19 protein-coding genes and 1 tRNA gene are annotated in these 19,673 nt (G+C 73.5%); 11 read left to right on the forward strand and 9 right to left on the reverse strand.

Annotated elements, in window-relative coordinates; translation table 11 throughout:
- Positions 1 to 54: 54 nt before the first annotated feature.
- The gene (locus tag ACZ4FV_RS14935) at positions 55 to 696 is read right to left on the reverse strand and encodes a hypothetical protein (protein ID WP_395863265.1); all 642 of its coding nucleotides are present in this window, start codon (positions 694 to 696) and stop codon (positions 55 to 57) included.
- Between the two features lie 781 nt (positions 697 to 1,477).
- On the opposite strand from ACZ4FV_RS14935, the gene ACZ4FV_RS14940 reads away from it, so the two are divergent.
- Positions 1,478 to 2,008 (forward strand): cell division protein SepF, encoded by a 531-nt coding sequence (locus tag ACZ4FV_RS14940; protein WP_395863263.1) that lies wholly within the window; start codon positions 1,478 to 1,480, stop codon positions 2,006 to 2,008.
- A 61-nt stretch (positions 2,009 to 2,069) separates the two neighbouring features.
- Here the strand turns inward: ACZ4FV_RS14940 and ACZ4FV_RS14945 are convergent, their stop codons facing one another.
- Both ACZ4FV_RS14945 and ACZ4FV_RS14950 read right to left on the reverse strand, forming a co-directional pair.
- On the reverse strand, positions 2,070 to 2,657 hold the full coding sequence (locus tag ACZ4FV_RS14945; RefSeq protein ID WP_395863261.1) for a nucleotidyltransferase family protein: 588 nt from the start codon (positions 2,655 to 2,657) through the stop codon (positions 2,070 to 2,072).
- A 259-nt stretch (positions 2,658 to 2,916) separates the two neighbouring features.
- Positions 2,917 to 2,990, reverse strand: a tRNA-Lys gene (locus ACZ4FV_RS14950).
- A gap of 206 nt (positions 2,991 to 3,196) precedes the next feature.
- On the opposite strand from ACZ4FV_RS14950, the gene ACZ4FV_RS14955 reads away from it, so the two are divergent.
- The 8 genes from ACZ4FV_RS14955 (at position 3,197) to ACZ4FV_RS14990 (ending at position 12,864) form a co-directional block, all read left to right on the forward strand.
- Positions 3,197 to 4,540: a hypothetical protein gene (locus tag ACZ4FV_RS14955; protein WP_395863258.1), complete on the forward strand. Its 1,344-nt coding sequence runs from the start codon at positions 3,197 to 3,199 to the stop codon at positions 4,538 to 4,540.
- Between the two features lie 44 nt (positions 4,541 to 4,584).
- Entirely contained in the window at positions 4,585 to 6,642 is a 2,058-nt protein-coding gene (locus tag ACZ4FV_RS14960) for an AAA family ATPase (protein WP_402234155.1), read from the forward strand.
- On the forward strand, positions 6,635 to 7,909 hold the full coding sequence (locus tag ACZ4FV_RS14965; RefSeq protein WP_395863255.1) for a hypothetical protein: 1,275 nt from the start codon (positions 6,635 to 6,637) through the stop codon (positions 7,907 to 7,909). The genes ACZ4FV_RS14960 and ACZ4FV_RS14965 overlap by 8 nt, the downstream gene beginning before the upstream one ends.
- A 7-nt stretch (positions 7,910 to 7,916) precedes the next feature.
- Positions 7,917 to 8,378: a hypothetical protein gene (locus tag ACZ4FV_RS14970; RefSeq protein WP_395863253.1), complete on the forward strand. Its 462-nt coding sequence runs from the start codon at positions 7,917 to 7,919 to the stop codon at positions 8,376 to 8,378.
- Complete coding sequence (locus ACZ4FV_RS14975) at positions 8,378 to 9,259, forward strand: hypothetical protein (RefSeq protein WP_465322733.1); 882 nt, start codon at positions 8,378 to 8,380, stop codon at positions 9,257 to 9,259. Before ACZ4FV_RS14970 ends, ACZ4FV_RS14975 begins: the two co-directional genes overlap by 1 nt.
- Complete coding sequence (locus ACZ4FV_RS14980) at positions 9,256 to 11,823, forward strand: Hsp70 family protein (RefSeq protein ID WP_465322734.1); 2,568 nt, start codon at positions 9,256 to 9,258, stop codon at positions 11,821 to 11,823. The genes ACZ4FV_RS14975 and ACZ4FV_RS14980 overlap by 4 nt, the downstream gene beginning before the upstream one ends.
- Before the next feature lies 1 nt (position 11,824).
- Positions 11,825 to 12,232, forward strand: coding sequence for a hypothetical protein (locus ACZ4FV_RS14985; protein ID WP_395863247.1), 408 nt, complete (start codon positions 11,825 to 11,827; stop codon positions 12,230 to 12,232).
- A 68-nt stretch (positions 12,233 to 12,300) separates the two neighbouring features.
- A complete protein-coding gene (locus ACZ4FV_RS14990) occupies positions 12,301 to 12,864 on the forward strand; it encodes a Uma2 family endonuclease (protein ID WP_402234161.1) in 564 nt (187 codons plus the stop codon).
- A 14-nt stretch (positions 12,865 to 12,878) separates the two neighbouring features.
- Here ACZ4FV_RS14990 and ACZ4FV_RS14995 read toward each other — a convergent pair whose 3' ends face one another.
- The 6 genes from ACZ4FV_RS14995 to ACZ4FV_RS15020 form a co-directional block, all read right to left on the reverse strand.
- Positions 12,879 to 13,802 carry a M56 family metallopeptidase gene (locus tag ACZ4FV_RS14995; RefSeq protein ID WP_395863244.1) on the reverse strand — a complete coding sequence of 308 codons (924 nt, stop codon included), beginning with the start codon at positions 13,800 to 13,802 and terminating at the stop codon, positions 12,879 to 12,881.
- A gap of 4 nt (positions 13,803 to 13,806) precedes the next feature.
- Positions 13,807 to 14,190, reverse strand: a complete 384-nt coding sequence (locus tag ACZ4FV_RS15000) for a BlaI/MecI/CopY family transcriptional regulator (protein WP_395863242.1) — start codon at positions 14,188 to 14,190, stop codon at positions 13,807 to 13,809.
- Positions 14,191 to 14,235: 45 nt separating this feature from the next.
- Positions 14,236 to 15,285: a cation diffusion facilitator family transporter gene (locus ACZ4FV_RS15005; protein WP_395863476.1), complete on the reverse strand. Its 1,050-nt coding sequence runs from the start codon at positions 15,283 to 15,285 to the stop codon at positions 14,236 to 14,238.
- Between the two features lie 38 nt (positions 15,286 to 15,323).
- Positions 15,324 to 15,569, reverse strand: coding sequence for a hypothetical protein (locus tag ACZ4FV_RS15010; protein ID WP_402234163.1), 246 nt, complete (start codon positions 15,567 to 15,569; stop codon positions 15,324 to 15,326).
- Entirely contained in the window at positions 15,529 to 15,918 is a 390-nt protein-coding gene (locus tag ACZ4FV_RS15015; protein WP_402234165.1) for a hypothetical protein, read from the reverse strand. Before ACZ4FV_RS15015 ends, ACZ4FV_RS15010 begins: the two co-directional genes overlap by 41 nt.
- Positions 15,919 to 16,266: 348 nt before the next feature.
- On the reverse strand, positions 16,267 to 17,469 hold the full coding sequence (locus ACZ4FV_RS15020) for an amidohydrolase family protein (protein WP_402234167.1): 1,203 nt from the start codon (positions 17,467 to 17,469) through the stop codon (positions 16,267 to 16,269).
- Positions 17,470 to 17,681: 212 nt separating this feature from the next.
- On the opposite strand from ACZ4FV_RS15020, the gene ACZ4FV_RS15025 reads away from it, so the two are divergent.
- Positions 17,682 to 18,692, forward strand: a complete 1,011-nt coding sequence (locus tag ACZ4FV_RS15025) for an acetamidase/formamidase family protein (RefSeq protein WP_465322735.1) — start codon at positions 17,682 to 17,684, stop codon at positions 18,690 to 18,692.
- Positions 18,693 to 18,775: 83 nt separating this feature from the next.
- Complete coding sequence (locus ACZ4FV_RS15030; RefSeq protein ID WP_402234171.1) at positions 18,776 to 19,477, forward strand: endonuclease V; 702 nt, start codon at positions 18,776 to 18,778, stop codon at positions 19,475 to 19,477.
- Positions 19,478 to 19,673: the final 196 nt, after the last annotated feature.

A 19,673-nucleotide genomic window follows, 5' to 3' on the forward strand; every position in this document is an offset into this window, starting at 1 on the left:
CCCGTTCCGGCCGTACAGGAGTGGCTACTTTAGCCGCCGCCCGTCGGCCCGAATTCAGCCGCTTCCCCCTCGGAAATACCGTTGCCAGACCTGGGTCTGTCGGGTCTCCGCGTGGTCGGGGCCGAGTACCCGGACGAAGTCGGCGATCAGCGGGTCGTACAGGGCCAGCGCCTCGCCCCGGTAGCCGGCGAGTCCGCGATTGATCGCGTGGCCCGCGCGCGCCACCAGCGACTCCAGGCAGTCGGCGCCCAGGATCCGGATCGAGTCCAGGGCGAGCGCGCCGTACATCCCGGCGGCCCGGAGCGGATCGCCGGACTCGCCGGTGAACCGGGCCAGGAAGCTGCGCGCGGTCAGCGTGCTCTCCGCCTCCGGCCCCAACGCGCGGGTCATGTCGGCGACGATCTGGATGAACAGCGCGACCGCGCGCGGTGCCTCGCCGCCCTCGCCGGTGAACCGGGCGTGACACAGCCGCATGTCGAGGGTGACCCAGTCGCCGGGGCCCAGGTGCTGCGTGGCGACCGGGATCAGGCCGGCCAGCAACTGCGCGGCACGCCGGGGATCGCCGTCTTGGCCGACGAAATGCGCGTACGCCCGGCGGATGTTGAGCGTGTCGCGATCGGTGCTGCCGAGCACCCTGCTCGCGACCTCGCCGAGGTGGTGGTAGAGCCGGATGGCCGCGGCGGGATCCTCACGCATCCCCCAATCCCAGACGACTCCCACCTGTTCGTTGATGCGGGCCCGTGAGGGATACGGCTCTTCGAGCGGACGAGGGGGCCGCACGATGCGGAAAGGCGAATCCATGCTCACCTCCGAAGATGTCGCATCCGAGTGTGCGACCTGCCCCCGGTCCACCGGTAGAGGTACGCCGGGGCGGACCGCACGGGATTCCCGGGGTCGGGTACGGGGCTTGCCGAGGGCTCGCGCGGGCACGTCGGTGATCCGCAACGGCCCTGCTGGTCAACGGGGTTCGGTCATCCCAACGCTTTGCTGCGGGCCGGGGTTCGGCCGAGCGTCGCGGACCGGGCGTGAGAGGTGGAAAGGCGGTGGGGCGTGCGGTTCCTCGCGTGCTTCCGCGCCCGCCGTCCTTCCGGTGCCGCGCTCGCTTCCTCGTTGGGATCCGCGCCCGCGTTCGCTTCCGCTTCCGCGCCTGCCTCCGCTTCCGTTCTCCGCCCGAATCCTCGCGCGTTTCCTGCGCACGGCGTCGGAATTCCCGACTTTCGTACATCAGTTCGAGTTATTGTGTTCGACCGGCGCGGGTCGGAATTACGATGCGGTTCGATTCGGAATGCACGGATAAAGATCTCAAATGGCGTCAGAAGCCGCACTGGGTACGCCCGTTCGAGGTTGCTTGGATGATCTGTCCGTTTATAGGCGCGTCGTTCGACGCATCAGACCCGGCACTCGCATACAGTTCGGTCGAGTGGAGGATGACGAGATAGCCCGGACGGGGCCGGGACGAGCGGACGCGGAGGTGCCCATGGGCGCATTGCGCAAGGCCGGCTCGTGGCTCGGGATCGGTTCGGGGGACGTGGACGACGACCTGTACCGCACCGGCGCGGGTGCCTACGAGACCGGTACATACGACGCAGACGACGACGACACGGGGTCGCGCTGGGTCTACGACGACGAGCCCGAGGAGTCGCGTTCGCGTGCCCTGGAGGGCAGCGTGGTTCCGGCGTCGGAGGTGTTCGCCGCGCGGGCGGCCGCCACGGAGACGCCGGCTCGGCCGAGCACGCGCATCGCCGTCGTACACCCGAAGAGCTACCACGAGGCAAGGGCGATAGGCGAATACTTCCGGCAGGACATTCCGGTCGTGATCGACCTGACGGCGATGGACGAGTCGGACGCCAAGCGGGTCGTCGACTTCGCCTCCGGGCTGACCTTCGGTCGGCGCGGCGCGATCGAGCGGCTGGCGAAGCGGGTCTTCCTGCTGATGCCGGCCGACGCACGGCTGCTGACGGGCGACCCGTCCCAGCAGAACCACGACGGGTTCTTCAACCAGGCGTGACCTGCGCCGCACACAACGCCTCGCGCGGACCCGGGCCCCGCCGGCCCGGGTTCGCGCCCCGTCAGGAGTCGAGCCGGTCCAGGTCGGCGGGGGTGTCGATGTCGTACGGGTCGGCGATATCGGCGCACTCGATCAGACGTACCCGGGCGCGCTGCGCGGCCAGCAGGGCCCGGGCGCCGGCGTCGCCCTCGGCGGTACGGATCAACTCGGGCCACCAGGCGCGGCCGAGCAGGACGGGGTGGCCGCGGGTGCCGGCGTAGCCCGCCGCGATCAGGTCCTCGGGGTCGCCGGCCGCGGCGATCAGGCGCGCGACGGCCGGGGCGCCGACGCCGGGCATGTCCACGAGGGTGACCACGACCGCGTCGGCGTCGGTGGGCAGGGCGGCCACTCCGGCGGCGAGCGAGGAGCCCATACCGCTCGCCCACTCGTCGTTGCGCACCACGACACAGCCGGTCAGATCCGCCTCGGCCAGTACGGCGTCGGCCTCGGCGCCGAGCACCACGACGACCCGCTCACACCCGCCGCGCACCAGTTCGCCCACTCCGAACTCGACCAACGGCCGGCCCCGATGCGTCAACCGCGCCTTGGCCCGCCCCCCGAGCCGTCGCCCACCACCGGCCGCCAACAACAACCCGACCACAGCAACCACGGAATGCTCCCGTCCTTGTCCCCACCGATACCCAGACCGTCACCCGAACCGCCCCGACGCACGGCGGCGGGCCCGAGCGCGCCGCGCCGGAGCGCGGTGCACCCGCGGGCTCGGTGCGTGACGCGACGGGCGGAGCGGGCGGGCACACCCTACGAATCCCCAGCGTGCAGCGTCAGCTCCGCGAGTGCCCCGCCCTAGAGGGTGTGGACGACGAGAAGGGCCCGCCGAAATCGGCGGGCCCTTCTCGATGTTGACGCTGTGCGCCGCCAGGGACTCGAACCCCGGACCCGCTGATTAAGAGTCAGCTGCTCTAACCAACTGAGCTAGCGGCGCTTGCTGCGAGAGAAATACTACCCGATGTTCGGGACCGTTCTCACCCGGGTTTCCCGGCACGAGGGGCCTCACCGCCGGTGACGATCACGTTACGGGGACGGGTTCACCGGGTGCGCTCCCTGGTGTTGGTGTGGCCGAGTACCGTGCTGCTTGTACGTCGTCGCGATCGGTCCCGTCGGGCTGTTCGTGCTCGCGGGGGAGACGCCATGTCGGATGCCGGGGCGGTACGGGCGTTCCGGACGGCCACGCATCGGGAGGGCGAGGTGGAGCCTCGACTCGTCGCGATGCGCGACTTTCTGGCCAACGCCTCCGACGCCGAGGTGGCCCGCAACCGGGGCCTGATCGAAAGTCAGATCGAGGCGGTGGCCGCACAGCAGTCGGAGACCGCCGCGCGCATGCTCGCGGAGGTGCTCGGGCGCGACCCGCAGGGTCGCTATCCGCGCGCGGTGGACGCGGTGCTGCGCTGGTGGGTGGTACAGCCGGGCGACGGCTTCACCGAGACCTGGAACACGCTGGAGCGGGCGTTGGCGAACGGCCCGCGCCCGCTGGAGCGGGCACTTTTGGACGTTCTCGGCGGCCTGGACCCGCGCGCGCCGGTCCGGCACTGGCGGGTCGCCGCGACCACGCGCGTGCTCGAACGCCTGGAGGAGCGCTTCGAGCAGCCCTCGCGACACCCCGACCACGACCTGTGGCGGCTGCTGCCGGTGGTCGCGCCACCCGGTGCGCCGACCGGGCGCGGCGACTGGGCGTGCGTGCTGGGAGATCGGGCGGCGGCGCGCGGCGACGAGGCCGAGGCGCGGACCTGCTACCGGCTCGCCTTCGAGCAGGGCTACGCCGCCGCGGCGCCGCGACTGGCCCACCGGCTCGCCGTCGAGGGACATCGTGAGCTGTCCGCCGGCGACCCGGCCCGCGCGGTCCGGTTCCTGTACGAGGCGGCGATGCTGGACCCGGACCACGCGGAGTACCGCGAGTTGCACCGTGCCGCCGTCGCGGCCCGGGACGGCGGGCCGGCCGCCGGCGCTCGGCCCGGCTCGGCGGCGGCCCTGTTCACCGAGGCGGTCGACCTGCTGGAGCGCGGTGACGACATGGGCGCGGTACGGCTGCTGCGGCGCGGTCTGCCCGACGCGGAGGCCGACGCCCGGGCCGCGGCCGGAAGCGCGAAGGGAAGCGGCGCCGCCGACCGGCCGCACCCGGACACCTGGCCCGTCCGGCTGTTGCTCGGCGCGCTGGAGGACCACGACACGATGGTGGCCGGCGCCGCGCGCGACCTGTTCGAGCGGTACGGCGCGGCCTGGTCGCGGCGCACGCCACTGGGCCCGGGCCTGGTGCTGCACCGGGTCACCCGCGCCGACCCCGAACTGGCCGCCGCGCTGGTCGAGTCGCTGCCGCCGGAACTGCGCGCCGGCCGGCTGGGCCAGGCCGTCTCGACCGCCGCCGCGTACCGAATACTGGCCCTGGGCGTGCGGGCCCTGGGCGCGGGCCGACCGGAATCGGCCCGGGCTCGGGCGGAGCTGGCCGAGCGACTGCTGACCGGCGGCGACGAGGCGTGAACCGACGCGACGTGGACGGCCGGCGAGGCAGGGGAGAAGGCGACGTGGACACGGACATCCTGGGAGTGCCGGAGCGGGTGTTCGACAGCGGCCTGCTCGCGGCCACGCGTCGGTTCGGCACCGCCGCGGCGGTGACGCGCGAACTGGGCGCGGACACCGTCGAGGTCGCGCACGCGCTGATCGCGCTGGCCCGGATCGACGGCGGTCGAGCCGCGGGGCTGTTCGACCGCCAGGGCATCCCGCCCGACGTGCTCGCGGCCGGCCTGCTCGGCTCCGGCGGGCTCGGCGGCGGGCTCGGCGGCGGATCCGCCGGTGCCCTCGTCGCCGATCGAGTCGGTCTCGATCCGGGCCGCAACGGCCGGGCCCCGGCCGGCGTGCTCGGCGGCCTGCCGGTCACCGCCGACCTGCGTGCCGCCTTCACGGCCGCCGCCGATGCCGGGCTCATCGACGAACGGGCGCTGCTCGTCGAGTTGTTGCCCCGCCTCGAGGCGGGCGCGGTGGACCTGCTCGTCGGCTACGGCCGGGTCGACCTGGCCGCGTGGCAGGCCGAGGTGGCCACACCGCGCCGGGTGGTCGAGGTGTTCCGGCCCGATGGGTCGATCGATCCCGCCGCGTTCGGTCCCGGCGCCCGCCGCGTGCTCGCGATGATGGCGACCGAGGCGGCCGGCCTCGGCCACGAGCGGTACGGCATCGCGATGCTCCTGCACGCGCTGGCCACCACCCCGGGCGGCCTGCTCGAACAGGCATTCCTGTTTCTGCGTCGGGACGTACGGGCGCTGCGCGAACAGACCATCACGCTCACCGGTACCCGAGGACACGGCGCGGCGGGCGCCGGTCCGGCCGAGCCGGACGAGTCGCTGCGGTCGACCCTGCGCCGGGCGGCGACCTTCGCCGCGACCGGAGCCGGCCCGGGCGGGGAACCGGGCGCCGACCCCGACGTGGGCACCCCGATCACCGAACGCGACCTGCTCGCCGCGCTCCTGGACACCCCCAGCGGCCTGGCGGCCGGCTTCTTCCGCGACATCGGCCTGGACCTGGACCGACTGCGCCGATTCGCCGACACCTACTACCGCGAGCCGGCCGAGCCCGAGCCGAGCCGGACCGCCGAACCGCTCTCCCCGGAGGAGGCGGTGCGCTGGGTGCGATCCCGGCTGATCGGCCAGGAGAGCGTGGTCGAGCGGCTGGCCTTCCACATCGAGCTGATCAAGCGCTCGCTGACCCGGGGCTTTCGGCCGGACGACCGGCCGCGCGCCGCGCTGCTGCTGTGCGGGCCCAGCGGCTCGGGCAAGACGATGACCGCGCGCCTGCTCGCACAGGTCGTCTACGGCTCGGAGGAGGACGTACTGGTCTTCGAGATGGGCCAGTTCAGCGCGCGCGAGTCGATCAACAACTTCATCGGCGCGCCGCCCGGCTATGTCGGCTTCGGCGAGGGCAAGTTGACCAACGGACTGCGCGACAACCCGCGCCGGGTCTTCCTGTTCGACGAGGTGGAGAAGGCCGACGCGCGGGTGCTCGACGCGCTGCTGCGACTGCTCGACGAGGGCCGGATCAGCGATCCGGCGGGCCCGGTCCGCGAGGCGCACGACGCGGTGGTGATCCTGACCACCAACCTGGGCGCGACCCACTCGGCGGCCGAGGCGGTCGAGGACGACGTGGACAGCGTGGAGAACCTGATCGGCTCGATCCTGGCCGAGGGCTCGACCGGCGGCAGCGCCGCGAGCGCCCGGCTGCGGCGCACCATGGAGGGCTTCTTCCGGCCCGAGTTCCTCAACCGGGTGGACGAGGTGATCCTGTACTCGCCGTTCGGCCCCACCGAACTGCGCGGCATCGCCGAGAACGGCCTGGCCCGGCTGGCCGCGCGGCTGCGCGAGCAGCTGGGCGTCGAGTTGGGCTGGACCGACGAGGCCGCCGACCACATCGCCACCGTGGCCTGGCGCGGCCGACCGGAGGAGGCCGCGCGCGGCGTCAACCGCTGCGTCAACGCGGTCGTGCCGGGCGTCCTGCGGCTGCTCGACGAGGGCGACGCGGCCGGCAGGCCGATCACCTCGGTCCGGGTCCGCGTCGTGGCGGACACGCTCGCGGTGGGGAGCGACGATGACTGACCGAGCCACGCTGCGCGCGTTCGCCGCCCGCCTGCGCGAGTACGGCGCCGACGCCGACGCGGTGGACGGCGAGGCGTACGAGAGCCTGGGCGAGGGGGCGGAGGCGCAGCCGTGGAGCGCGCGGGCCGAGGAGTTGTGGACCGCCGGCGGCGGCTTGTGGCGCACCCACCACCTCGCGGTCGCGCTGCACGCGCGCGCCTACGACCTCGAACTGGCCGCCGACCACGAGGCGGCCTTCCCGTACTGGAAGCGGGCGTTGGCGCACTGGGCCGAGCTCTACCACGACAGCGCGTTCTGGGACCGGATGCACGAGCACCTGGAGACGGTCGGCGGCGCGCCGGTCCCGGCCGGGACCGTGCAGGAGGTGCGCGAGCGGCTGCCCCGGGACCTGCTCGCGCCGCACCTGACGCTGGCCGCCGAACACCGGGTCGGCGATCCGCCGCGCGCGCGGGCCCATCTGGACCTGGTCCGCGAGTCCGGCTTCCCGCGCTCGGCGATCCTCGGCGCCCGGGGCGACCTGGTGCGCGAGGTGTTGGCCGAGGTGTCCCGGGACGTCGAGGAGGGCCGTTTCGACGACGTCGTCGAACAGCTCGCCTCCTGGCTCGCGGTGGATCCCGGTAACCTCGGACTGGCCCGGGCCCTGCTGTACGCGACCCGGCGGCACATCGAGATCGTGGTCGCCGCGCCCGGCTGGGCGCGCAAGATCGAGGCGCTGGTCGAGCGGGTGGCCCGCCTGGTGCTTCCGGCCTGGGACGAGGTGGGCACGCCCGAGGGCTCGTTCGCGGTCGAGCTGGCCCGGCACGAGTACTGGCGCGGGATCGTGGTGCGCGAACTCGAATCCGGCCCGGCCACCGAACCCGCCACCCTCGAACAGGCCGCGCTGCGCTCGGGTCGGCACCTGCTGCGCGCGCTCGAACTGGACCGCGATCTCGCGGTCAAGAGCATGTACCGCGACGTGGAACAGCTCGCCGCCGAGGAATGGGCGCTGGCCGCCACCGCCCGACAGCGTCAGGGCCTGCCGGACGGTCACGTCCGCGACGCGCTGCGCCGGGCGTTGGCGATGTCCGCGCCGGGGCCGTGGGGACGGCTTTTCATGGCACGGGTGTTGATCAACCTGGACACCGTGTCGCCCGACGATCTGGCCACCGCCCGCCGGCTCGCGGACGAGGTGGCCGCCGATCCGGACGCGAACCATCCCGACATCGCCAACGCGCTCCGAGGGGTCGTCCTGTCCCTGGCCTCGGCGCGTGGGCCCGAATGGAGTTGAGCGCCCCATGAGCAGCGCCGTGAACGAGCCCGCCCGGGAGAACCCCTGGGCCTGGCAGGCCGGCCGAAATCCCTATCGGGGCACCGCCTTCCAGATCCTGGACCTGGCTCCGGACCTGGCCGGCCGGGCGGCGATCAAGGCGCGGGTGCGCAAGCGCAGACAGCGGATCGCGCGCGGCGCGGAGCGGTTCCCGGTGCACGGTCGGGTGCTCGCCCCGGCCGACGTGAACGCGGCGGAGGAGACACTGGCGGATCCGGCCGGGCGGCTGTCGGCCGAACTGCTCACCCACCGGCCCGAGCGGCCCGGCGCGGATCCGGCCGAACTGGCCGAGGAGTTCGCCGAGTTCGATCCGCCGGAGGCGTCCGGCCCGGTGCGGATCGGGATCGATCGACGCGTGCTCGCGGGTCTGGTGCCGGCGCCCGCGCCGCGCGAGTTCGTACCGTTGTGGACGGAAGAAGGGGCGCACTGATGGCAGCGACACCGGAGCGGGCCCCCCTCGTGGCGGACCCGCCGGCGGATCCCGAGGCGGACCCGATGGCGATCACCGAGAGCGAACGGCCGGTGCCCGAGCGCCCGCTCGACCCGCCGTTCGCGCTCGTGTACGACGTGGTGCGCGGCGCGGCGCGCGAACGCGAGGCGGGCCGCGAGGAGATGCGCAAGCGGCTGGAGTCGACGCACGAGCGCTACACCGGTCTGGCCGCGGACGCCGCGGTCGCGCTGCACGAACTGCGCGGCAGCCTGGAGGGTGAGCCGGTGCCGGCCGTACTGGCCTCGATCGCCCGGCGGTTCGCCACCGCTCTGGACCGCGCGGGCGTTCGCTTCGACGACCCGGTGGGCGAGGCGTACGCGGCGGTGGGCCGTCGGGTGGACGTCGCGCACGCGCCCGACAGCGGCGACGAGAGCGCGATGATCGTGGCCAGGACGCTGCGGCCGGGCGTGCTGCTCGACGACGGCGAGGTCATCAGGCGCGCGCAGGTCGTGCTCGGCTTCGTGCCCACCGCGGCCCAACGCGAGGACGCCGCGCGTGCGGAGCGGGGACCCGCCGAGTCCGGTGTTCCGGCCGAGCCCGATGCGCGGGTGGAGTCCGACGCGCCGGTGGAGCCCGAGGCACCGACCAAGTCCACCGCGTCGGCCGAGCCCGAGACTACGGCCGAGCCCGAGATCCCCGCCGAGCCCGAGACCCCGGTCGCACCCGAGACCCGGGCCGAGACCGACGCGCCGGGCGAGCCCGAGCCGAGAGCCGGCAGCGCCCGGTCGACCGCCGAAGAACCCCCGGCCGGGTCGGATCCGACCCCGCCGAATCCCGACACCTCGAACGACGCGAACCACGAAGGCGGTACCACCGGATGAGCATCGTGGTCGGCATCGACCTGGGCACCACCAACTCGTGCATCGCCATACCGGCCGACGCCGAGATCCCCGGAAAGGCCGAGTTGATCGCGGCCCGCCGGCTGCGGTCGGTCGGCGACTCGCTGATCGTGGCCAATCCGGACCGTTCGCCGACCACACCCTCGGCGGTGTGGATCGATCCGAGCGGCAAGGCGATCGTCGGCCAGTTGGCCAAGAACAAGGCCCGCCTGCCGGGCGCCCCGCCCGCGATGTTCTTCAAGCGGAACATGGGCACCGACCAGGTGGTCACCGCCGGACACGCGCGCCTGACCCCGCTGGAGGCGTCGACGCACATCCTGCGTCACCTCAAGCAGGTGGCCGAGGAGGCCCTGGGCGTGCCGGTGGAGCGGGCCGTGGTGACCGTCCCGGCGTTCTTCGAGACCCGGGCCAAGAACGAGACCACGCGCGCGGGACAGGCGGCCGGCCTGGAGGTGGTCGAGACGCTGATCGAGCCGGTGGCCGCGGCCCTCGCGTACACCCACGAGCGGGCCCGCGAGCTGACCGAGCCGCAGACCTTCCTGGTCTACGACCTCGGCGGCGGCACGTTCGACACCTCGGTGGTCACCTGGGATCCCGAGGTGGGCTTCGAGAACCGCTCGTTCAGCGGCGACCGCTATCTGGGCGGGTTCGACTTCGACCGGCGGATCGTGTCCTGGATCGCGGCCCAACTGCCCGAGTACGACCTGGCGATCGACAGCGAGAACCCCGCCGACGGCAAGGTCGAGGCACAACTCCTGTCGGTCGCCGAGGGGGCCAAGCACGACCTGTCCCGCTACCTCGAGACGGAGATCGTCAGCCAGTACTGCGAGGACCGGCGCGGTACCCCGATGAACATCGGACTGCCTATCCGCCGCGAGGAGTTCGAGGAGATGATCGCGGACCGGATCCGCGGCACGCTGGACGACTGCGACCGGGCGCTGGCGCGGGCCGGGATGACCGCGGCCGACCTGGACGAGATCGTCATGGTCGGCGGCTCGTCCCGGATCCCGCTGGTGGCCACGATGCTCACCGAGCACTTCGGGCGCGGCCCTCGGCTGCTCAACCCCGACCTGTGCGTCGCGCTGGGCGCCGCGCTCAAGGCCGCGAACGTGCCCAGCCGCAGTGGGCACCTGGAGTTGGACCGCCCCGAGGCGCTGCCGCCGGAGACCGACATCGGCGGCCGGGTGCTGGCCGGACCCGCGCTGGCCTCGCCGGCGGGTGCTCAGGTGCTGCTCAGCTCGGACGACGGGCGGGTGTACCTGACCGAGACGGCCGACGCGGAGGGCCGCTTCCTGTTCGCCGACGTGCCGTTGCGCGACGGCGAGAACGGCTTCACCGTGCAGGTGTTGGCGCACGGACGGGAGATCGAGTCGCGGCAGTTGACGATCGAGTCCGACGGCAAGCCCCGTTCGGACGCGACCGGCGATGTGCTCGCGCACGACTTCTCGGTCGAGTTGGTGGACGGGCTGCACGTGGTGGTCCGGGCCGGGACGATGGTGCCCTACCGCACCGACTTCCGCCTGGAGACCGCCTCGCAGGGGTCCAGTCTGCGGGTCGGTCTGGTCGAGGGCCTGGTGCCGATCGGCGAGGTCTCGATCCGGGACCTGCCCACCGACGTGTCGGTCGGCTCGACCGTCGAGGTGACGCTCGAGTTCGAGGCGGGCTGGACGATCCGGGCCGAGGCGCGGCTGCCGCAGGTGGGCGCCGAGGGCAGCGCGGTGATCGACATCCCGCGTCGGGAGATCCCGGGCTGGCCGGAACTGGCCGAGCGGCACCGGCAGGTGCTCACCGGCTGGGCGGAGAAGCGGGACGCGATCCCGCCGGCGGACGCGATCCGGGTCGGCCCGGCGCTGGATCGACTACTGGCCGAGATCGCCGAACTGGTCCGGGACCGGATCGACGCGGGCAAGACGCACCACAAGATCCTGGAGGCGGAGACGCTGGTCCAGGGCCTGCGGGTGGCCACCACGGCGGGCAGCGCGCTGAACCCGGCGATCGGCGAGTTCGAGGACAACCTCGCCTTCCTGGCCCGGCTGGCCGACCGGCTGGTCGACCACGACCCGGTCGAGGCGGAGCGCTTCCGGGGCGCGGTCCCGGGTCTGCGCGCGACCGGGCGGGCCGCGTACGCGGCGGGCAACAAGATGGACTGGCACCTGGCCAACGAGGCGGTGCGGGACCGGATCAACGCGGCCGAGCGGATGTTGCACGGGGGGCGCTCGCCGCAGCAGTTCACCGCCGCCGAGTTCCAGGTCGCGGTGCTTCAGGAGGTCGAGTACCTGCGCCGCTCGATCCAGGAGATGGACCAGGCCTCCGCCGGCCGGCACCGGGTCGACGCGGATGGCTATCTGCGCGAGTTGGACACCATCGCCGAGGACGCTGCCGAGGTGGACGTGCGGGACGAGGCGGCGGGCAACCGCCGGTTGGTGGAGATCTATCGAGGTCGGATCATGCCGCTGCGGGCCCGGGCGGACCGCTGGATGGAACAGATCCGGGAGGGCTCCCCGCACATCGGGTTGCGGCTCCCGAAGAGCTCCCTGGAGAAATGACATGGCGTTCGCGATCACCTGCCCCCTGTGCCGCCGCCGGATCGCCGACCTGACCGAGCGCTGCCCGGCGTGCGGCGGCGACCTGGGCGCGCTCGCGGGCCTCGTCGAGTTGGCCGACCGGCACTTCAACGACGCGGTCCGGTCGGCCCGGCGCGGCCGCTGGAACACCGCGGCCGAACACCTGGCGGTCACCCTCGCGCTCAACCCGGCCGACGCCGAGGCCCGCCAACTGCTCACCAAGGTCCGCTACCACCAGGACCCGAGGACCCTCCCGGACCGCCTGTGGCGCAAGGCCCGCACCCGCCTGCCGTACGGCGAACGGCTCCCGGCGCAACTCCCCCGCGAAGCGGACCTGCGCCGCCTCCTCGACGTCGCGAGCAAACGCCTCGCGGCGCGGAAACCGGGGTGACGAGCCGGGTGCTCGGTGGCGCACGGACGGACCATGGTCGCGAAGCCCGGCGACCTACCATGGGGGACATGGACCGCGAGGAGTTCGACCGGCTGACGGCCATCGCCAATTCTGTCCGCACGCCGTCCAACTACAAGATCGAGATCAGCGACGGCACGCTCGTGATGATGACCGGCCCGTCCGGCATCCACGAGTTCATCGTGCGCCGGCTGCGGATGCGCATCGAGCGCGGTATCGCCGGACGCGAGGAGTGGGCCGGGATGGCGGTTCACGGGGGGATGGACGTCCTGGACGACGCCAACCTGATAAGGCGCAATCCCGACGTCTGCGTCTTTCCGGAGGATGATCTCCTCACCGTCGAGAATCATGTGCCGGCCGCCGACGTGCGGCTTGCCGTCGAGGTCGTCTCACGGTCGAACCCGGAGAACGACTGGGAGGCCAAGTTGCGCGACTACCCGCGCATGGGCATCCCGGTCTACCTGATCATCGACCCTCGTCAGGGCACGATCGCGGTGTACTCCGAGCCGAAGGGCGGTCGCTACACCGCGCGAGCCGCCTACGCGTTCGGCCAGGACGTACCGCTGCCGCGGTTCGGCTTCTCGATCGCGACGGCGGACTTTCCCATGTACTGATCGCGCGGCCGGCCTCACAACACGTGGTCGGCCGTGCGCAGGATGGCGTGCAGGTCGATGGCGGCGTCCCAGGTGGCCCAGGTGGAGAGGGCGGCGCCGCCGAGGGCGATCAGGGTGGCCGCGCCGGGGCGGCTCCACGGGGTGGGCCAGCGGTCGGTCGGAGACGGGCCCAGCAGCGCGGCCACCCGGCGCGGGACCGGGCCGCCGGTCGCGGCCATCGCGCCACGCGGTGCGGCCGGTCCGGCCAGCGCCGCCTTGCCCACCGCGCGGGCCACCACCCGACGGTCACCCACCACGCGCGCGGCGTCCTCGTCCGCGCAGCGCTCCAGCGCGTAGCCGATCGCCGTGCGCATCGGCCGCAGCAGCGGATGCGCGCACATCGCCAGTGTCGCGACCAGCAGCACCCGATCGTGCCGGCCGCTCAGATGCGCCCGCTCGTGGGCCAGCAGCGCTCGCCGCTCGTCCGCGTCCAAGCGCGCGAGCAGTGACGCCGAGACCACGATCCGAGGCCGCCTGCCCGGCAGCGCGAACGCGGTCGGCGGTCCGGTGGGCAACACGGTCAACTCGGTGCCGCCGGCCGTCGGCACCCCCGCGCGCAGCAGTGTCAGCGCGCGTCGGCGGCGGCCCAGGACGACCGCCGCGCACAGCAGCGCCGAGGTCAGCGCCGCGCTCGCCAGGGAGCCGATCACCTGGACGTTCGGAATCGAGGCCCGCACCTGCGGATCGGACCAGTGATCGGGCAGCGGTACCCCCGGGAGCTGGGCCGTGCCCACCACGGTGAGCAGGCCCAGGCTGATGGTCGCGCACAGGGCCAGGACCGAGGTCAGCGCGGTGAGCAGGACCACCACCCGGCGCGGCGCGAGGTGGTCGGCCGCGAGCCGGGCCACGGGCACCGAGGTTATCGGCAGCAGCAACGGCAGGTAGACGATCCAACGCACGCGGCTACGACCCGCTCTCGTCCAGCAGTCGGCGCAGCAGCGCCTCGTCGTCGGTGGACAGGTCCGAGACGAACCGCGCGAGGACCGCCTGCCGGTCGCCCTCCTTGTCCAGCACCTGCCGCATGCGTCGCGCCGCCAGCCCGGCCTCGTCGTACACCGGCGCGTACACGTACGAGCGGCCCGACCGGGTGCGCTGGAGCACGCCCTTGTCGTGCAGGCGGGACAGGATGGTCACCACCGTCGTGTACGCCAACTCGCCGGACAACTGCTCCTGTACCGCGCCCGCGCCCATCGCCGTCGGCGACGTCCACAGCAGCGACAGGATCTCGGACTCCAACTCGCCGGGGCCACGTCGCGCGGGTGATCCGCCTGCTCTGCTTTCGGTCACTTCGGCCTCCGGTGGATGGGCACAACGCCCCGGCAGCCTAAACGGTCACCCTTCGCGATCGGCGACGCGTACCTGTTCCTCCAGCTCACGGCGCCGCGCCGCGGCCCGGTCCCGATCGTGCTCGCCCGCGTCGGTGATGTCCAGAAACAGTTGCTCGATCTCGGGCCATCGCTCGCGGATGGCGGCCTTGATCCGCACCGCGGCGATCTCGACGTCCTCGCTGTCCACGCCCTCGGTCAGGTCCACGCGTGCCGCGAGCAGCACCTGTCCCATCCCGATCCGCATCGTGTACACCTTGGTGACCGTGTCCACCTCGGGCTGCTCGTCGAGGAAGCGCTGTACCTCCAGTTGCAGCGCCGGGTCGGCGGCCTCGCCGATGAGTTGGTCGCGGGAGGCGATGCCGAGCCGATAGGCGACGTAGACCAGGAGCAGACCGATCCCGATCGACGCGCCGCCCTCCCACACCACGTTGCCGGTGAGTTCGTGCAGCGCCATCCCGATCAGCGCGAGCGTGACGCCGAGCACCGCGGTGGCGTCCTCGGCGAGCACCGTGCGCAGCGCCGGGTCCTGGATCGCCCGCGCCTTCGCCAGCGGCCCGCGCGCACCGCTCGGCGCGTCCCGGTACATCTGCCGCACCGCCCTGACCAGCGACGCGCCCTCGGCGATCAGCGCCACCAGCAGCACCGCGTAGCCGACCAGGTAGCCGGTCGGGCTCTCCTCGCCGGACTCCCGCATCGCGTGCAGCCCCTGGTAGAAGGAGAAGCAGCCGCCCATCACGAAGATGCCGACGGCGGCGAGCAGCGACCAGAAGTAACGCTCCTTGCCATAGCCGAACGGGTGTCGTGCGTCGGGCGCGCGCTTGCTGCGGCGGATCGCGGCGAGCAGGAAGATCTCGTTGCAGCTGTCCGCGACCGAATGCGCGGCCTCGGAGAGCAGCGCGGGCGACGCGGTGATCAGTCCGCCGACGACCTTGGCCAGCGCGATCGCCAGGTTCGCACCGAGCGCGACCAGGACCGTGCCCTTGGTGTCGCTGTCGTCGCCGGGCAGCCCGGCGCTCCCGCTCGTGCCGGGCCCGGGCCCTTCTCGTTCGTCCACTTCGTTCACGAGGCGGCGTCTACCCGTCGGGCGCGGGCTCAGGCTTGGTAGCCGCGCATCGGGACGTCGAGCAGCACCTCGAAGTCCATCGGCGGATCGGCCGGGAAGCGTCCGCCCTCCTCGATCGCGGACCAGCCCAGTACGGCGGCGGCGAACACGTACCGGTATTGCCTGGCCCGCTCGGGGTCCGCGCCGCCGAGCATGAACGCGGCGACCGCGTCGTCCTGGATCCGCAGGCCGACGTCAGGCGGCGGTGACCACCGGATCCCGGGAGACGAGGGCACGCGCCTCGGCGCGGTCCACCCGGATCGCACAACCCTCGGCGCGCAACGACTCGACCAGGACGTCGTGCCGCCGGCCGCGCGTGCGAACCGGCTCGGCGCGTGCCGGGAACAACACCGCCACCCGCCGCTCCGGCAACCCTCGGACGATGCCGGCCGGCGCCTCGACGAGCCGATCGTGCTCGTCGAAGACCACGCTCAACGGCGCGTCCACCCCGGACGCCTCCCACGCGGCCACCAACGCGTCCCGCGCGACCCGCTCACCGGCGTGCGTGACGTGCACGGCGATCGCCCGCCCGGCCGTCCCGCGCGCGGCGGTCAGCTCCGCGACGGCGGCGTCGTCCATCCGCATGATCGGCACCACGACGACCCGAGGACCGCCCTCGGGAGCGCGGCACCGGCCCGACGGATCGAGGCGGTGCGGCGGATCCCGTCGACCCGACGAATTGCGGCGAACATGGCGGCCTCCTTTCGACCACCCCCAGCCTCCCCCCGGATCCGCCCGCCCGGCCCACCCGTTGACGCGCTCATGGCGCTGCCGGCGGCAATCCGAGCGCGTCCCTGACCCGACCAAGCCGGCGATCGTGTTCGATGTCCGTCGGGGCCCTGCCGCGCCGGTCGGGCGACGGTGTTCCCGGGTCGGCGGCAACGGCTCGCCCGGCGGCGTGCGGGCCCGCGTTCGGCGCCGGTCCGGGTCGAGCTACGCGGCCTCCGGCACCGCGCGGCCCGTTCGCCCGGGTCGCGCGGTGCCGGCGAGACGGGCGAGGCGGGTGCTGCCGGCGACCACCCGGCCGGCACGGATGGCGACGCGGTCCTGCGGGCGGGTGCGCAGCGCCTCGGGCAGGGAGTGCGCCCGGACCGCGAACAGGTCGGCGCGGGCCCCCGGTTCCAGACCGCCGGCCTCCACGCCCAGTACGCCCCGCGCGTGCCCGGCCACCGCGGCCCAGGCCCGGGCCGGCGCCAACCCCGTGGCGGCGGCGGTGGCCAGCGGGTCGGCCAGACCCATCGGGTGCCCGGCGTCGCGCAGATGGTCGCCGCCGGCCGCGACCGTGACGCCCGCCGCGACCAGTTCGCGGATCGGCAGCCCACAACCGCGCTCCGACGGCAACGCCACGACGCGCATCCCGGACGCGGCGATCGTCTCGCCGACCCGACCCAACGCGGACGGCGAGAGCCGGTTCAGGCCGGCCAGATGACTGGCCGTGACCGGCCGGTCGAAGCCCGACGCGCGCAACAGCCGGGCCAGGTCGCCGACCACGAGCAGGCGCGGATCGAAACCGTCGTCCAGGTGCAGGTCGAGCCCGACCTCGACACGATCCGCGAGCCGCAGCAGCCGGCGGATCTCCTGCCGGCAGTCCGGCGCGAACCTGGGTCGTCCGCCGATCACCCGCGCGCCCGCGCCCACCGCGTCCACGATCGTGCGATCACTCGTCCCCGGGGTCGGGACGGCGACGATCTGGAGGTCGAGGAGCCGATGGAACTCGGCGCGCAGTTCGGCCATCACCTCGACCGAGCGCAGCGGCGTGCGGCCCTCGCCGATGTCCAGGTGCGTGCGCACGGCGGTCACCCCGCGGACGACCAGCGTTCGCAACACCTCGCGCGAGCGCCGGCGCAGATCGCCGGGTCGATAGCGGGCGGGCCGCACCTGCCAGGACCGCCACGCGCCGTCGCGTCCGTCCGGATCCGAGCCCACCGGCTCCCAGGTCAGCGCGCGATCGAGGTGCAGGTGCGGCTCGGCGGGAGCCGGCAGCAGCAGATAGCCGGTCAGATCCAGCCCGGAGCCGGCCCGCGAGTACGGCCGACCCGGCTCGCGCAGCACCCCGATCCGACCGTTGCGCAGCACCACGTCACGCGTACGCCCGTCCGGCAGCGTGGCGCCGAACAGGGTGATCGTGTCGCTCATCGCTACCCCCTGGGACTCGAATCCGCGACCCCGATCCGACGCGGGGTCGAGGAAACGCCCCGATACCGCGTCGCCGCGCCGCCCGACCCACTGTGACCGGGCGCTGTTGCGGCGGCGTTTCGGCGCCGTTAAGGACCACCCCTTCGGGGGCGAAACGGGCACGTAACGTGCGCGACGCCGACCGGCAACGGCGAACCCGTACAACCGACCCCATGACCATCACCGAGGCGCGCCCCGTCGCCGTACCGGGTCCCCGACGGCACCGGCAACATTTGTCGTCCAGGCCCGGCACCGTCCTGTGGGGTTGGCTGCCTGGTGCCCGGGACCGGCCGGTGGCGTTCGTCGAATCCGGCGAGACGCTCACCGCGGACACCGTCTCGCACGAGGGCCTGCTCGGCGACCAGGGCCGCGACCCGGTGGCCTTCTTCGGCCGGCACCACATCCGGGCCGATCGTGTCCCGGAGGACCACCGCGCACTGGCCGCCTCCGACCTCGCGCACGACCGCGCCGTGGACGGTCCGCACGTGATCACCGGCCCGATCTCGGTGGCCGGCGCCCGCCCGGGCGACGTCCTCGCGGTGCACCTGCTCGAACTGCGCCCGCGGACCTCCTACGGCGTACTCACCGAGCGGCACGGTCGCGGGCGCGGCGCGCCGCCGGTCACGGTGTGTGCGATCCGGGACGGTCGGGCCCGGATCCCGACCGCGACCGGCGACCCGACCCTGCGACTGCGGCCGAGTCTGGCGGTACTGGGTGTGGCCACCTCCGACGGCCTGCGCCGGTTGTCCACCCGGGTGGGCTCACACGGCGGCAATCTCGACCTGCCGATCCTGGGCGCGGGCAGCACGCTCCACCTGCCGGTGCAAACCGCCGGCGCGCTGCTCTACCTCGGCGGCCCCCGCCTGGCACACGGCCACGGCGCGGCGCTGGAGGGAGCGCTCAAGGTCACTCTGCGCGTCGAGGTGATCCCGTACGAGCGGGCCCGCGCGCGATTCGGCAACCCGCGCGGCCCGTTCGTGAGCACGGCGGACGCGCTGATCCCGCTGGGCATCGGCGCCGATCCGACCCTCGCGCTGCGTCGATGCGCCGCCCAGGGCGAGGAACTGCTGTGCTGCGGCCACGGCCTGACGCGCGATCAGGCCCGCGCCTACCTGGGTGCCGCCGCCGAGTTCGGCACTAGCCGCACCGGCGTGCACGCCCGGGTCCCGCTGCCGGGGCGGTGAGCGTCGAGCGCGACCTTCGGTGGTGCGGTCGGGGATATCGGCCGCACCACCGAGGGTCGCGCGCGGGCGGTAGCGTTTCGCGGATGAGCACCTCTTTCGCGATCGACGCGAGCGAGCCCTGGCCGAGCACGGCTGCCGAGGGGTTGGCCGTGCAGGATCGATTGCGGCCGCTGGTGGACACGGTCGGGCCCGGGCCGGGGCCCGCGCAGGTGCGGTTCGTGGCCGGGCTGGATGTGGCCTACGCCGAGGACTCGGACGAACTCGCCGCCGCCGTGGTGGTGTTGGACGCCTCGACGCACGCCGTGGTGGAGCGGTCGGTGGTGCACGGCGTGGCGACGTTTCCGTATCTGCCCGGGCTGTTCGCGTTCCGGGAGATCCCGGCGTTGTCGGCCGCGCTCGAACGGCTGGACACCACACCGGACCTGCTCGTGTGCGACGGTCAGGGGCTGGCCCATCCGCGCCGGTTCGGGTTGGCCTGCCACCTCGGCGTGCTGACCGGGCTGCCGACCGTCGGGGTCGGCAAGACGCACTTCGTCGGCACCTACGAGACGCCGGGGGACAAGCGCGGCGACGCCGCCGACGTCGTGTACGAAGGAGACGTGGTGGGGCGGGTGTTGCGCACCCGCGACGCGATCAAGCCGGTGTTCGTCTCGATCGGCCACGGTGTCGACCTGGACACGGCCTGCGCGCACGTGTTGGCCCTGACCCCGCGCTATCGCCTCCCGGAGACCACCCGCCAGGCCGACCAGGCCTGCCGCCAGGCGCTGAAGAGCACCCGGCCGTAAACCGCCGGCCGGCCCGCGCACCCGCCCGCGCCCACCCGACGGTGCTCCGCCGGGACGATGCCGCCGCCACCACCGCGACGGCATGGAAGAGCCCCCCGAACCACCTGCGCAAGGTGGTTCGGGGGGCTCTTCGGTCACCGGCTCCCCAAGGGGGGAGGATGGGGAGCCGGCTGCTTCATGGGTGGAACACCCGATT

Source organism: Embleya sp. NPDC025285, assembly GCF_055558835.1.

Coding starts and splice junctions, on each gene's coding strand:
- ACZ4FV_RS14970 (WP_395863253.1), top strand. CDS start 7,917: ATGAGCAGCGCCGTGAACGAGCCCGCCCGGGAGAACCCCTGGGCCTGG.
- ACZ4FV_RS14990 (WP_402234161.1), top strand. CDS start 12,301: ATGGACCGCGAGGAGTTCGACCGGCTGACGGCCATCGCCAATTCTGTC.
- ACZ4FV_RS14965 (WP_395863255.1), top strand. CDS start 6,635: ATGACTGACCGAGCCACGCTGCGCGCGTTCGCCGCCCGCCTGCGCGAG.
- ACZ4FV_RS14980 (WP_465322734.1), top strand. CDS start 9,256: ATGAGCATCGTGGTCGGCATCGACCTGGGCACCACCAACTCGTGCATC.
- ACZ4FV_RS15025 (WP_465322735.1), top strand. CDS start 17,682: ATGACCATCACCGAGGCGCGCCCCGTCGCCGTACCGGGTCCCCGACGG.
- ACZ4FV_RS14935 (WP_395863265.1), bottom strand. CDS start 696: ATGCGTGAGGATCCCGCCGCGGCCATCCGGCTCTACCACCACCTCGGC.
- ACZ4FV_RS14985 (WP_395863247.1), top strand. CDS start 11,825: ATGGCGTTCGCGATCACCTGCCCCCTGTGCCGCCGCCGGATCGCCGAC.
- ACZ4FV_RS15015 (WP_402234165.1), bottom strand. CDS start 15,918: ATGCGGATGGACGACGCCGCCGTCGCGGAGCTGACCGCCGCGCGCGGG.
- ACZ4FV_RS15030 (WP_402234171.1), top strand. CDS start 18,776: ATGAGCACCTCTTTCGCGATCGACGCGAGCGAGCCCTGGCCGAGCACG.
- ACZ4FV_RS14975 (WP_465322733.1), top strand. CDS start 8,378: ATGGCAGCGACACCGGAGCGGGCCCCCCTCGTGGCGGACCCGCCGGCG.
- ACZ4FV_RS15020 (WP_402234167.1), bottom strand. CDS start 17,469: ATGAGCGACACGATCACCCTGTTCGGCGCCACGCTGCCGGACGGGCGT.
- ACZ4FV_RS14940 (WP_395863263.1), top strand. CDS start 1,478: ATGGGCGCATTGCGCAAGGCCGGCTCGTGGCTCGGGATCGGTTCGGGG.
- ACZ4FV_RS14955 (WP_395863258.1), top strand. CDS start 3,197: ATGTCGGATGCCGGGGCGGTACGGGCGTTCCGGACGGCCACGCATCGG.